10 protein-coding genes are annotated in these 13,744 nt (G+C 52.9%); 4 read left to right on the top strand and 6 right to left on the bottom strand.

Going from position 1 to position 13,744, the window contains the following annotated elements; translation table 11 throughout:
• Nucleotides 1-83 precede the first annotated feature (83 nt).
• Nucleotides 84-383 carry a transposase gene (locus Mal52_RS14715; RefSeq protein ID WP_420824953.1) on the bottom strand — a complete coding sequence of 100 codons (300 nt, stop codon included), beginning with the start codon at nt 381-383 and terminating at the stop codon, nt 84-86.
• Nucleotides 384-992: 609 nt separating this feature from the next.
• Nucleotides 993-1,967, bottom strand: coding sequence for a hypothetical protein (locus Mal52_RS14710; RefSeq protein ID WP_145376954.1), 975 nt, complete (start codon nt 1,965-1,967; stop codon nt 993-995).
• Between the two features lie 966 nt (nt 1,968-2,933).
• Here Mal52_RS14710 and Mal52_RS14705 point away from each other — a divergent pair.
• Complete coding sequence (locus tag Mal52_RS14705; RefSeq protein WP_145376953.1) at nt 2,934-3,686, top strand: hypothetical protein; 753 nt, start codon at nt 2,934-2,936, stop codon at nt 3,684-3,686.
• 267 nt (nt 3,687-3,953) lie between these two features.
• Here Mal52_RS14705 and Mal52_RS14700 read toward each other — a convergent pair whose 3' ends face one another.
• The 4 genes from Mal52_RS14700 to Mal52_RS14685 are packed head-to-tail and all read right to left on the bottom strand — an operon-like array spanning nt 3,954 to nt 8,909.
• Nucleotides 3,954-5,165 carry a cation:proton antiporter gene (locus tag Mal52_RS14700; RefSeq protein WP_145376952.1) on the bottom strand — a complete coding sequence of 404 codons (1,212 nt, stop codon included), beginning with the start codon at nt 5,163-5,165 and terminating at the stop codon, nt 3,954-3,956.
• 39 nt (nt 5,166-5,204) lie between these two features.
• Nucleotides 5,205-7,394: an FUSC family protein gene (locus tag Mal52_RS14695; protein ID WP_145376951.1), complete on the bottom strand. Its 2,190-nt coding sequence runs from the start codon at nt 7,392-7,394 to the stop codon at nt 5,205-5,207.
• Between the two features lie 3 nt (nt 7,395-7,397).
• Nucleotides 7,398-8,687 carry an HlyD family secretion protein gene (locus Mal52_RS14690; RefSeq protein WP_145376950.1) on the bottom strand — a complete coding sequence of 430 codons (1,290 nt, stop codon included), beginning with the start codon at nt 8,685-8,687 and terminating at the stop codon, nt 7,398-7,400.
• 9 nt (nt 8,688-8,696) lie between these two features.
• Nucleotides 8,697-8,909, bottom strand: coding sequence for a DUF1656 domain-containing protein (locus tag Mal52_RS14685; RefSeq protein WP_145376949.1), 213 nt, complete (start codon nt 8,907-8,909; stop codon nt 8,697-8,699).
• A gap of 288 nt (nt 8,910-9,197) precedes the next feature.
• Between Mal52_RS14685 and Mal52_RS14680 the strand changes: the two genes are divergently transcribed.
• From Mal52_RS14680 to Mal52_RS14670, 3 genes are all read left to right on the top strand, one after another.
• Nucleotides 9,198-10,790 (top strand): efflux transporter outer membrane subunit, encoded by a 1,593-nt coding sequence (locus Mal52_RS14680; RefSeq protein ID WP_338054797.1) that lies wholly within the window; start codon nt 9,198-9,200, stop codon nt 10,788-10,790.
• Nucleotides 10,780-11,157 carry a potassium channel family protein gene (locus tag Mal52_RS14675; protein WP_145376947.1) on the top strand — a complete coding sequence of 126 codons (378 nt, stop codon included), beginning with the start codon at nt 10,780-10,782 and terminating at the stop codon, nt 11,155-11,157. Before Mal52_RS14680 ends, Mal52_RS14675 begins: the two co-directional genes overlap by 11 nt.
• 664 nt (nt 11,158-11,821) lie before the next feature.
• A complete protein-coding gene (locus Mal52_RS14670; RefSeq protein WP_197534928.1) occupies nt 11,822-13,471 on the top strand; it encodes a mechanosensitive ion channel family protein in 1,650 nt (549 codons plus the stop codon).
• The last annotated feature ends 273 nt before the right edge of the window (nt 13,472-13,744 follow it).

The raw sequence follows: 13,744 nt of genomic DNA, 5'->3' as shown, positions 1-13,744 counted from the left end.
CCTCTCCCCGTGCCAATCCCTCTTCATAACCATTCTCTTTGGGCCGATTTCGAGAACCATTGAATTGGCAAGGGTTCACGGGTTCAGCGTACGTTTCGGTCGGTCGAAAGCGGAGGCAACCGTTTACTGAACTTCTGCGCGAGAGTCCCCGACGCGGCTTCTTTCAGAATGGCTTTGTCTAGTTCCGATTCAGCGAGCAACCTCTTGAGGAGATTGTTCTCTTTCTCCAGCTCTTTCAAACGTATCGCCTGATCCCTCCGCAGACCACCAGACTCGCGTCGCCACTTGTAGTAGGTCTGTTGATGAATCCCCAGCCTCTTGCACATCAGGGGAATGGTCATCCCTTGGGAAAGATGAACTTTGGCTTCACGCAACTTGGCAATGATCTGCTCCGATCTCCCCGTTCAAAACCCTCTTCGAACCAAATGTCTCTTTGTGCAAAGAGATATTGGGGCTGTCAACCGCCCTAAGACATGAAATGAGCGCACGTTATTGCGAGAGCGGGGCAGGGGAGGCGACGCGAATTCGGGTTTGCGCGACAAGATCGAGCGTCTCGCGCACTATTTTGGGTTAACAGAAAAGTCTCTCTTTGTGTAAACAGAGGGAAGTGCCAAAACTTTTTGGCCGTTGGTTAATAGAAAGCGCGAAAGCCTGGAAAATTCTCTGGTCTTCGCCGAGCAGCATCTAAACTACCTCATCCGGCAATTCGTCCGCCATTACAACAACGACCAGCGGGCTCATTCGGCCTGCGGCCATCGGCCCCCCTGTTCACCGTGCCATCAGCCGAGAATACACGACCGTACTCGAAGACATTGTCCATTGCGTACGACTCGTCGTTCCGATTCAGTGGTACGAACGGGCTGCCTGATTCGCCAGCGTTCTCGACCTGGGCTTTTGTGCGTGCGTCGTGCGAAGAACTCGCGCCGAAGGCTCCAGAATGTCGAAGCAATAAGCAGCGTTCAATCGAGGAGTAACTATTGCTGAACGTGGTTCTAATCCGGAGCTGCCCCCCTCCAGGAACCTCCCTTCTTGGAATTCTCCGTGTAATAGCCTTCGAAAGATGTGGGGCTGGTGAACGTGAACATGACCTGCCCGGATCGATCGCTGCTTGTTCGGCCCCAACGTCCGAAGAAAACCCATCGGTTATTGATCTTAACAAGTTTTCCGGTCAGAGTTTTGGACTTTGTACCGTAGTAATTCTCGCTCCAGTGAATGTTCCCCCAGGTTGAACTCCAGGGTTTGGATAGATCGGGGCGAACTACGGGACGGGGAGTTTTCCCGTTGTCGGGGGGAGGACTCGTTGTCAAGGTCGTCGTGGGGACGGAACTCGGTGCAACCGCGGTGGGGATTTTTACCGCTGGATCCAGAGCAACGCCAGCGGGCAGCGTTCCGACGGCGGCGACATTTTGAATCACCGTCAGCGATGATGCATATGTAGCGACGGTGGGGGTATCCAGGACAGGTGCGCTCAGATATTGATCAGAGGGAAAGACACAAGGACGTGATTTGGCGATTTCAGCTCCAGTGTGAATGGAATGCATCATCGTTTCGCGAGATTTTCGTTCCAGGGTGAGATTTCCTCGCTGCAATGCAGTATGCCCCCGCCCAAAATAGTATCCCACATCGAGCGTGCTTGCATCACAGGTCCCTCCTTGCGTCAGCTTTCTTGTTCTGGCACTGAGATAGACTCGTAATGCCGATTGGAGACGCCGGTAAATTGCCGAGATTTCGTGTGCTGCTTTGTCACGAGGCATGCCCCCGATCTTTCCAGAGAGGCGATTGATCTCTTCATTCACCTTCACGAAGGAATCGGTGTCGTAAGGCGGAGAGGCGATGAGAGGAACAAGGGCTGTAATTGCGGCGGTTGCGTTGGCAAGGTTTGCACCGATTTGATCAATGTTTTCTGCCGTGACTCCTTCCGTCTCGATAATACCACTAGTCCATCCGAGATTGATTCCTGCATTCATTATCTGCAGCCTCGCGGGATCTTGAGCAGATGCGTCTTGCGAAGAGAGAATTATGATTACGAATAGGAAACAAGGGAGTCGCTTTGCATTCAAAATCGGATGGAATCTTCGAGTTCCGGCGAATTTTGTCAGCTCAACCATTGCCTGCTTCCTTTCATCGTTTTTTTAATTGACCATAAAATCTTGTACCTGCTGTTTTGGCTGAATCGGTAGGGTAATCGACCTTCGAGTTAAGGTAAACCCCCCAAGCTCGACGGAAGTCGAGCGAATGACAGTACGCTTGCCTAGATTCACCGGGCAGCTTTCAGGTGAGGTTGCACCGAGACATTGTTCCCGATTCACTGGCCGGTGCTGAAAGGTGGTCCCTGTCCGTCAAGAAATGAAATAAACGCTTCGCACTGCCGCGGAGAGGCTTGCTTCACCAGAAAACGCGACGAAGAGAAATTCCGCATCGCGCGATGTACCAACCCACCAGCTGAAAACAACACCATCGTACTGAATGACATCGTCCGCCGCGAACGACTCAGCGGATTGCTCCAATGGTACGAACGCGCTGCGTGATGTTTTGACACGCGACTCTAATTCGAGTTGCGCTCTCGTTGCGCGCCTACGGCGAAAGACTCGAAAATTGCAATCGCAACTGCGGCTGGATACCATCACTTCCGACGACAGTTTTTCCAAATGATTTTCAGGCGAACCTTGTTTTGGCGTTTGGCTTGCGTCCGTCATTGTTTTTGAACCGCGCGAGAACTGCCGATCCTCCGCGCTCGCATCCCTGGCGAAATTCACACCAAGCCGGAGGAACGCACCCGGTTGCTCAAATTTGGGAAACCGCTGGGCAAGGACATCGACCGCCTGATCAGCATCGTCACCCCCAGCATGTTCCATCGCTGGGTCCGGGAAGAGCGACGCGGCTACAAGTCGGCCTAGCCAGGGCGACCGCGGAAGCGGCAAGTCCTCCGCGAATTGGTCCGTAAGATCGCTCGCGAAACCGGCGTCGGCTACACTCGATTCCTGGGCGAGTTGCGGCGGCTGGGCATCAACCGCATCTGCCGGCAAACCGTCCGAAACATTCTCAAAGAGGAGGGGATCGACACCTCGCCCAAGCGGTCTCGCGGCTCGTGGGAACAGTTCGTCAGGATGCACGCCAAGACCTTGTGGGCTTGTGATTTTTTCACACAGCGTGTCATCACGCCGCGGGGAGTCGTGGACTATTTCCTGCTGGTCTTCATCAATGTCGAGACCCGCGAGATTTTTATCAGCAACTCCACGGCGCATCCGGATTCGGCGTGGGTCACGCAGCAGGCACGGAACTTTTTGATGTACACCGCCGATCGCGACGAACAGCCGACCTATCTGATGCGTGACCGCGATACAAAGTTCACCGCACAGTTCGACGATGTGCTCAAAGCCGAGGGAGTAAAGTTCAAGGTCCTGCCGATCCAAAGCCCGAACCTGATTCTCGCTGCGAACGAGTCATCCAAAGCATCAAGCAGGAATGCTTGGACAATTTTCCTGGTCTTCGGCGAGCAGCATCTGAACGACCTCGTCCTTGAATACGTCCGTTATTACAACGATGGTCGAGCGCATTTTTCGCGAGATTTCCTGCCGCCGTCATGCGCCGACCCGCCAGTGGAGAACGATACGATCGTACTCGATGAGATTGTTCGCCGCGAACGACTCGGTGGACTGACCAGGTGGTACGAACGCGCAGCGTGAATTCTTGGCCCACCGTTTTTATACGAGCCGCGCTCTCCGTGCGCGCACTCCTGAATAATTTCCGATTTGAAATCCAATTAGCCGCTGGTTTCGATCAGTTCCGACAACAGTTCCTCCACGTGTTTTTCTCGCGAACCTCCTCTTGGTGTTCGACTTCCGTCCACCATTGTTTTTGGACCACGCGATCAGCCTGATTTGGCGACGAATCAAACGAACCTTTCTCGCCATACACCTTCGGTCCATCCGCTTGAATCCAGCGAGCCTTTTTCAAATGGGGGAGTCGCCCACCCGGGCACCGTACGCCGTAGCCAACGGATTTGCCGACAATCCATGCAATATGACACTAAGCGTGATCGTCCAGGTCACGGCCGCGACGATTCTATCGTTTCCTGGTAACTGTTCACCAATGACCATTACCACGAACACGATGCTGGCCAATCCTCGCGGTCCGAACCAGCCCATGAACAGCAGCGTGTCACTCCGAAGGCCTTTTCCAATCAGGCATACGAAGACCGGTAACATACGAACAACGGTCAGACTGAGAATTGCATACACCCATACTTGCCAATCAAAACCACTGAGAAGAAAACCAAGAACGACAGTCCCGAAGGCAAACCAAGTCACCATCGCGACAGCGTCTGCCATTCCTTCTGCTTCATTCAGGAATTCCTCTTTGTGGTGTTTGGTTAAGGCACCGAAAGTTAAACCACCTACGAACGATGCGATGAAGCCGCTGCCCCCCAGCCACTGCGCCAAACCGAAACATGTAAGGGCCAGCGCAATGATCGGCATCTGCAGCCATGTACCGGCAATCCAGCCGCGACTCGCGCAAGTCCTTAAAGCGAATCCACCGACTGAAGCAAGTCCAACGCCAACCGCAATTCCAATTCCGATGACTTCCAACGGCAGTTTAAAAACAAGCTTGGTAGATTCCGATACCTCGACCGAACCGGCTGCCATCGCAATAAAAAACAAGATCACCGGCACACAGATGCCGTCATTCAAACCGCTCTCGACGTTTAGGCTCTCCCGCACTTGTGCGGGCACAGCGGGATTCGTAACAACCGCCTTTCCCAAAGCTGCGTCCGTTGGTGCCAGCATTGTGGCGATGAGGGCGACTTCATAAAAGCCAAGGTCTCCAAACATCAACCAAGCCAGGCCGAAGCCGAGTACGATGGTTAGTGGCAAGCCAATCAGCAACAGTCTTGAAGGAATTGCTTCGATGCGTCGAAGTACGCGCAATTTTGCATTTGACGAATCTGTAAATAGACAGATCGCGAGTGCAATTTCGGCCAGCCGGCTGATCATTTCACCTTCGACGTTGAAGCCAACCAAGCCAAGCACATTGGGGCCAAAGAGTATTCCCAGGCCCACATATACGAGCGCCCCGTTAACCGGTGTTTTCTCTAGCCGCGACGCCATCAGACTGTAAACGAATACGAATGCGGCGATGATGGTCAGGACTTGATATTCGGACATGCAACACCTTTGTGGTCCTCGATGTTCCGGCTGACGTTGCTAGAAGTAACTTTGAGTCCACCGCTTCCAGTCGACCCTATTTATCTCGCGCTGGCAATCCATTATGGCTTCGGCAAGCGCGCGGTAGTAGGTGGACTTTGCCCTTGTCATATCTTCTGTTTCGAGTGAGGGTTCGTAGACGTCCGCTGATTGTCCCGCATTCATCATAAATTCCCCGTCACGAAACAATGTCTTGTCAGGCTGCTGAATGTCGATCGGTTGGAGCGCACCGAGCGACTGCGCGGTCGCGGCAATTGTCGCGGCGCACCAGTCATGCTCGCGATTCAAAGGCCGTTTTTCAATCCTAGCCTCCCGACGAGGTGGGACGCTGAGCACCGAGGACCAGAAAAGTCTCGCGACTAACACATCGCAGGATTGCAGCATGGTACTGACTTGGTCGCGATTGGCTTGGGGATCTTGTCGGTAATCCACGGCTGCGGACAACTTCTTCAATTGCCCCAAACGCTGCATCCATTGCATACGATGTTTTTTTGCCAGCGTGGGCTCTGCGGTCGGCCCTGGGGAATCGTCTTCCAGCGCCTTGAGGTAGTCGGCGGACTGTTTGAGTAAAGCCGTTAAGGCTCCGTGCAAACCACGACGAGGACTCCGAGTTTCAAAGAGGTAGGCCAGTAATAGCACTATGGCGACACCGCCACTCATTCCAAGATAGGTATTTGCAAAGGAAGAAAAATCGTACTGGGGCGGAGTGGTCGAAACGGAGATCAGCGAATTTGTTAAATTGACAGTGAGCATTGCCGACATGCTTTTCAGTGGGTTTTGACTGGATAGGCCATACATCAATGGAAAGAAAAGGAATGCGAGCCAAGGAGAAAGCTCGATAAAACTATCCAGGGTCGGCATCACGATAAAATGAAAGACAGCCGCAATTGGCAAGGCCATCAACACAGCTTTAAGAATCGTGCTTGCAGTAAGCGCTACTGGCAATTGCGCGTTTAGATAGACAAAGATCATTGTCAAAATCATTGCGGATTGCAGTCCCGGCGGCCAATTGAGCAATACGAAGAACCATGCACTGGCGACTACCTGTAGGCCGGCCAACGCTGACTTGGCGAAAGGGGTTTTCGTGTCCGGACCTGTTTGCGGAATCGTCGATGCCGCATTCGCTTCGGCACTAGAAACTTCGGCTTCGGCGATTGCCGATCGCACACGTAAAGCTGCCTCCTGGAAGGTGAGCATTGAATTGAGTAACAAACGAAAGGCGACGGTTCCTTGGGATCCCGCTAGAGTCTGGTCCTGCAACTCGAGAATGGAAGCGGCCTTGGTTTCGTCTTGGTAATGGGAACCGTCACGGGGCATTGCCAGCTGTTGGACAGTTGCCGAACAGACGTCGTCCAACGTGTCGAGCATTTGTTGCAAAGAAGCTGAATGAGAAACCGCGGGGACCATCAACACTTCGCGATAAAGAGTGGCTGTCCCGCCGATGGCGGTTGTGGCCAGAACGAGTTCTTCTAACGCGTCGCCCAGCTGCTCGTATTGGCGATAATGCCGACGAATGTGCTTGGAATCGACACGAGCCGCATTGAGAGTGGCGGAGATTGATGTTGATAGCGAGATCAGCTTGATCTCCATCTTATCAATGGCTTGCACATCGATGTCCTGATTCAGCAAACCGCGACGGATGAGCAATACCAGGTCGCGACAGCCCTCAACAACCTCCTGCATGCTCCGCTCGAAGTTTTGGCCGGCTGTCACTGGCCAAAACACGCCGTGGACCAGGCTGCTTAAAACGACTCCCACGGTCACGGCGGTCACACGGTCAACGCACGTATGGAATGTATCCGCGGGATTCATCGCCGTCGGCCAACCCACAATTGCGCAAGTGAGCATCACGAGCATCCACGCATACTGGTGGGAGCTCGATTGCATCCCCCAAACGCAAACAGCGGCGACCACAGCCATCGCCAAAATGAATAGCTCTCGATCGTGCGCGCAAGTCGCGACTATGACCACGCCCACGAGTGCCCCCGAAAGCGTTCCGATCATCCGCAAGGAGGCTTTTTTCAGCGTGGTGCCCAGCGACGCCGTCTGCAATACGATAATTGTGGTGGCAATTGACGAAGCTTTCCAATCAAATCCCAGCCCTAATCCATAACCGATGACGATCGCCAAGGTCGATTTGGCGGCGATCAACGTGCGCGATGGTTCCAAGCCAAGGATGCGGTGCCACACACGTTACTCCTTGTCGGGCAACAGCACTGCAACTGATGCGGTCGTACCAGAAATGAGCTGAATGTCATCGGGAACTTCTGACAGACGGATACGAACTGGAACACGCTGCGGCAGTCGCACCCAATCGAATGTTGGCTGAATCTGAGGCACCTCCCCGGGCTGCCCTTCCGTGTTAGCAATGTTTGGAGGATTCACCGCGTTGCCGATGTTTTCGACAAAGCCTTTGAGCGGGCGGTCTGGATGGCTCATCAAGGTGATCACTGCCGAATCGCCATCTTCAATATGCCTTAGCTTGGTCTCCTGGAAGTAGGCGTGTACGCGAAAGGTATCGCTGTCGACGATGATAATCAACGGTTGGCCAACGACTGCGTACGTCCCCTCGTCAACCGAAAGATTGCTGATGTAACCGTTGCAGGGAGCGAGAATCTTGGTACGGCTCAAATCGAGTTCCGCCTGAGCGAGGCTGACCATTGCCGTTCGCACACGCACGTTCTCGTCGCCGGACATTCCCAGATTGGCTTTGGCTTGGTCGAGCGATGCTTTGGCAGAAGTCTCTGCAGCCTTGGACTCCGACAATCCATCTTTTGCGAGCAAAAGGTTGACGTGCGCTTCATTGAGCGCTGCTTCGGATTGCGTCTGGGAGGCCTGGGCCTGGATCAAACCGGCCTCGGCACTGGCAAGTTGTGCTTCCTTGGCAATCGCTGTTGCGGCAGTGCTCTCAGCATCTTCAACAGAACCTGCCTTTTTTTCGACGAGTCGCTTGGCTCGCGCCGCTTCCGAGTGCGCATTTGACAACTCGGCTTTACGTTGCTTGATGAATTGCTGCGCGGACGTGACACCGGCTTTCATTTGATCGACGGACGCTTTTGCCGATTGCACACTGGCTTCCGCAGAAGAAATTTGTCTGCTCGCAGTCGTGACGCTTACCTTAGCCTCTTCGTAATTCGCGGCTGAGACTCGTACGGATGCTTCCAGCGAGGCGACTTCTTCTTTGGCCTGGTCGACAGCAACTCTGGCTTTGTTCACTGCCAACTGATACGAGCTTTGATCAATCTCCAGCAGCAAGTCACCTTTGTGCACAAACTGATTGTCACGAACTGCGACTTTCACGAGATTGCCGCTCACTTGAGGCGCGATTTTAACGATGTCGGCCCGAATCTGTCCGTCTCTTGTCCAGGGCTGTTCTGTCCACTGCATATAAAGGAAATATGCACCAAACGCCGCAATCGACACCAGCGACCAAGTGATCAGCTTGGGGATCAATACCTTAGCGAATTGAAAAACCTTGGGCATCGTAAACTCCTATGGGGAAATCATCACTAAACCAATCAGCGATGACGTCGCTACCCACATGGCGGCAAACGCCAAAGGAGGATGCCAAAAGAATCGGCTCAGTCCCGTCCAATTCAGTATCTGGGTAATCGCTACGGTGGCAAACAATCCGAACAGACACACCAGGAAAAACGGGGGCAAATAAATTCCCAAGAATTGTAATTCCGACGGTATCTGAATCATGGCTCGCTTTTCGACAAGACCTGAAAAAGACGGGAACCTAGCAGGCGATCATCTTATAACCACGGCCTATGGAGAGTCCAGGAGATCTGTAGGCTTTGCGAAGGATCTTTTTCCAATAGGTTGATTTATGTTGGAGCTCACGCTTGCTTGGAGTGAAAGCCTGGGTGAGTTTTGCCGATTATAGCGATATTGCAAAAAGTCCGCAGAGCGCCCTACGTCCAGCAGTCGATTATCTCAATACTCTGAGCCTCGGGGAATTCAAAGTTGTCGGTACTTTTGTTTTATCGGATGCTCTTCATCGGGGTGAGTTGTATGCTCGCCAGCGGGTGCGGACTATCTCAATGGGTTCAAAATGGATTCCAAGTGGGACCGGATTATCACCCCCCCGCCGCGTCAGTCTCCGAGCATTGGATCGACATCGGCAACGAACATGTCCTTCCTCTGCCACCTGATGATCCGTATTGGTGGTCCGTTTTTGAGGATCCCATCCTCAATAACCTGGTGCAGACAGCGCTCGCTCAAAACCTGACGCTTCGCCAAGCTGGAAGTCGAATCATGCAGGCCCGTGCCAGCCGCGCCATCACGGCAGGCAACCTGTTCCCGCAAGTGCAGCAATCATTTGGCGACGCTACTCGAATCCAAGAAAGCCAATCGGTTGCCCTTCCGCCACCAATTCGAGCGTTTGATGAATGGGATGTGGGTTTCAATGCCTCATGGGAAATCGATGTTTGGGGAAAATTTCGCCGTGCGCTGGAAACTGCCGATGCACGACTTGAGGCCTCCATCTATGACTACGATGCGGTCCTCGTGTCTCTCTTAGCCGAGGTCGTGTCGGCGTACATTGACATTCGTACCTTCGAGCAACGAATCCAATATGCTAAGCAGAACGTCATGGTACAGGAGTCATCGCTGCAGCTTTCAACGACACGTTTTGACGAAGGCAAGACGAGCAAAGTCGGCGTGTATCTCGCCGAAGCGAATCTAAACGGGACAGAGGCTACGCTACCCGCTCTAGAGACAGGACTTCGCCAAGCGAGCAATCGCCTATGCACATTACTGGGGATCCCTCCGACCGACCTCTCGACGTGGTTAGGAAAAGGTGATGGCATCCCCGAGGTCCCAGCGGATATCGCGGTAGGAATTCCTGCCGATCTACTGCGGAGACGGCCCGATGTCCGTCAAGCAGAGCGACAGGTGGCGGCACAGTCCGCACAAATTGGTGTCGCCGTGTCAGACCTTTTTCCAAGTATTTCGCTTAATGGCGAAGTCTTCCAGTCGTCGGAAGATTTCGGCGACCTATTTAATTCAGCTAGTGCAGCGGGTTCAATCGGCCCTTCTTTTCGCTGGAACATTTTGAATTACGGCCGGATCACAAATAATGTTCGGCTGCAGGATGCCCGACTCTTGGAATTGATCGCGAGTTACCAGAATACCGTTCTGGTCGCTAGCCAAGAAGTCGAGGACGCATTGATCGCGTTTCTGAAGTCAAAACGTGAAGTCGTATCACTCCGTAATGGCGTTGATAACTTGAACGAATCGCTAAAACTACTTTTGATCCAGTTTGAGGAAGGTTCCATCGACTTTTCACCGATTTTCGTCTTGCAAGGATCTCTCCGTAGTGCGCAGGACCAGATGGCAGCAGCTGAGGGCCAAGTACTTCTCAATATGGTTGCAGTCTACCGCGCACTCGGTGGAGGATGGCAAATTCGTTACCCCGGATTTGAAACACAAGTCATGCCTGTGGACGATCAACCGACGGATGCTGCAACTGATCCGTTTCTAGCACCAGAAAAAGTCGAGCAGCGCAACGCACAACTGGAAGAATTTCTAATGCCCGCCCCTGGTGTGGTTCCGAAAGAGGATTCAGAAGATGGCCAATAAAAATCCCAAGGGTGTCACGTCGTATAAGAGTTTTTTGACCTTCGTGTTTCATCTTGTCCACTACTGTCATATTCTCCGCGGCATACTGAACGCGCTATTTTTCCTGGTTTTTTCAGGAGGTTTAGCATTCGCTCAATGCGAAGGCATCCCCTTTTCGCAAGGGATCTATTTTTCACTGATCACATCGACAACTGTTGGATTTGGCGACATCACACCCAAAACCGGAATCGGGCAGTGCATCAGCGTCTTCCTCGCATTTATCGGCACATTATATTTTGGCCTCATTGTTTCCGTAGCAACGCGAGCGTTCACGGAAACAATTAAGGAATACTTGCACGCTCAAGGCAAAGCTGAATTCAACGCGTAGACGCATGCTAGGGAAGGCGTCGCCGAGAGAGCGGTTTTCAGGTTTGAGCCACAGCGATGCCAGGCGTCATTTTGTGCCTTTCCGTGCGTCAAAACTCGGCAAGTTCTTCCCAACGATCCTTCGGTGTTGGGTTCCACGCAACCGCGAAGCTGAACATCGCCCCGATTGGCATCGTTCGCCAAGGCGCAACCTCCGGCGACTCCACTAAATCCACTGGAGGTTGCGCTGGTCAAAAGTCAGCTTGAAAGGTGACCAAGGCAAAACTGCTTAGCTTACAAACCTTAAATCATGCGGGATTCAACCAAAGGTGTTGTCCGGCATTTTTTATTCGCCTCTCCGTGGCTGCACAATCAGACAATTCACGGGGGCTTGTACGTAATCGCTCAAAGAAGCCCCAAAGGATATTGCTACCGCCAAGACCAATCACGTAGTTTGAAGATAGGTCCGCTGAGCGAAGCGTCAGAGTCCCATGTTCCCTTTCCGTGGTGACGCGATCTCGCTCCGACGATGAGAGAAGCAGCAATGTCGAAAAACCTCTAGTTGCAGAATGAGCGCAAGCGATTCAACTATGGCATCAATCATGAAGTGGCGAAATAGCGGGATAGTGTTGCTGTCAATCGTGTGTTTTTCTCTGCATTCTGCACCCTTAAACGCACAGCCAAGCATGAATCCCACTGCTGCAGATACGTCAAGCCCGCGCTCGATGCTCAAGAGCTTCATTGATGCCTGCAATGAATTGCACCAGCAAATTCAGAACGAACATTACCTTGATTCGAATAATCCGCAACATATAGCAGTTCAAACGCGGATTCTGGATTGCATCGATGCGAGCGAGCTTCCAGCATTTGAGCGCAAAGAGCGAGCCGCTGAGGCGGCAATCTGCTTAAAGGAGATTCTCGATCGCCATCAGTTGCCCTCCTGGGACGAAATACCCGACACAGCCGAAATCGAGTCCGCCGGTGGCCTCGAAAAATTCTCATTCTGGAGGATCCCCGGCACACGGATCACGATTGCGCGTGTCGAGGAAGGTCCGCAAAAACATGAATATTTGTTCTCGACTGGAACTGTTGATCGCGCAGCCGATTATTTCGGCGACGTCCAGGCAAGCCCTTATCGCACCGATGGGCCACTCACCTCACCGAACTTGTACAAATGGTACATGTCTACGCCGCACAACCCATTCGTTGCTGCGGTAGTGCGGCGGTTGCCGGACAGCATGCGATTTGGCCGCACTCTCAACTTAACGAATTGGAAATGGCCAGCCCTCCTTGTCGCTTTGCTAATTACGGTCGCTTTTATGACATTGGTTTACCGATGGCATCTTGCGATCACGCAACGCACGCGCGGACGCCGAAATCTGGCTTATTGCATGACAATTGTCTTTCCAGTCGCCGCCATGATTGTGCCTTTACTCTTCGAGTGGTACGCGCGTGATTATTTAACGATCCGAGGAACTCCTCTCTACATTGTTAGCTTCTTTGCAAATGCGACAGCCACGCTGGCGGGTATTGTTGTCGTCTTTGCAGCCTCCAACCGTGTTGCCGAGACGGTCATTGCATCTCCTCGAGTCAATCGGCAGGGCCTCAACGCACAATTGATACGCATTGGGTCGAAGTTAACGAGTCTTGTCCTAGCGGTCATCGTGATGATGGTCGGTGGACAGTACTTAGGCATCCCCGTGGGAACTCTTTTAGCGAGTGCTGGAATTGGTGGCCTAGCGCTGGCGCTGGGAGCACAGGACACGCTAAAAACATTGTTTGGCACCTTGATGCTGATGGCCGACAAGCCGTTTCGGGTGGGTGAGCGAATCGTATTCAAGGGCTATGACGGAGTGGTCGAAGACATTGGGCTACGCTCAACTAGAATTCGATTGCTCTCAAGTCATCAAGTCACAATCCCTAACGACGAATTGGCTCGAAGTGATATTGAAAATGTCGGACGACGCCAATGCATCAAGCGCGTGATCGACATTCACATTCCCTTGGATACCCCTTCGGAAAAGGTCGAAGCTGCCGTGGCAATTCTGCGGGAGCAGCTCGACAACCATGAAGGGATGAATCCCGACTATCCGCCACGCGTCTACTTTGTGGATTTTCTGCCGACCGCATTCACAATTCGTGCGATCTATTGGTATCACCCGCCGAATTACTGGGATTACCTCGCTTTTGGTGAAACGTTCAATCTAGCGGTATTCCATGCTTTCGAAGACCAAGGAATCAGTTTTTCATTGCCAAATCGGATCACGCACACTTCTCTCAACAGCGAACAGGCCCCCCTTGACGTGCGAATGGTCGACAACAGTCGTGGCAGTTAGCGTTAGCAAGGGGCGTCAGCAGTCGGACTCCCCGCGTTGATGCTGGGCATCACTCATCATTAGACGATGCGACTGGACTGCGCGACCCCTCCCCGAAAGGAACCCTCTTCGAAATGGGACGGCAAGGAGTTAACAGCTGGACTCGTTGCGGTCGGCACGCGACCCCCGTCTTGTATCGATCCACAACCGCAAAACAACACTACCGTACTCGATAACATCATCCGCTGCGAACGACTCGGCGGGCTGATTCAATGGTACGAACGGGGTGCGTGA

Source organism: Symmachiella dynata, assembly GCF_007747995.1.
Taxonomy (GTDB): Bacteria; Planctomycetota; Planctomycetia; order Planctomycetales; family Planctomycetaceae; genus Symmachiella; species Symmachiella dynata.
This window is presented reverse-complemented; position numbering and strand designations above follow the sequence as displayed.